At 61.9% G+C, this 318-nt stretch carries 1 protein-coding gene; it reads left to right on the top strand.

Features of this window, described 5'->3' with window-relative positions:
* The coding region (locus tag EE949_RS10540) for a Cache 3/Cache 2 fusion domain-containing protein (RefSeq protein ID WP_206335705.1) at window positions 1-318 on the top strand (318 nt) is incomplete at both ends.

The following is a 318-nucleotide window of genomic DNA, read 5'->3' as shown; positions in this document are numbered from 1 at the left end:
GGCCTGACCCTGCAGGCCGACAAACCGGTCACCGTGGCAGGCACTCAAACGCCCGGCCTGTTTCTGCGCGACACGGCGCTGAATAATGACTTCACCGAAGTGGACGAGTTCCGTCGGATGACGGCCGGTGTGGCCACAATCTTCGTGCGCAGCGGCGATGACTTCATTCGAATCAGCACCTCGCTGAGCAAGCAGGACGGCACGCGCGCCATCGGCACGCTGCTGGATCGCAAGGCACCTGCCTACGAGCGTCCGATGTCCGGCCAAGGCTACGTGGGCAAGGCGGTGTTGTTTGATCGCTATTACATGACCCAGTAC

It is taken from the genome of Pseudomonas viridiflava, from assembly GCF_900602065.1.
In the GTDB taxonomy this organism is placed as follows: domain Bacteria; phylum Pseudomonadota; class Gammaproteobacteria; order Pseudomonadales; family Pseudomonadaceae; genus Aquipseudomonas.
Note: the sequence above shows the minus strand (reverse complement) of the source record. Positions and strands in the feature narration are given on the sequence as shown.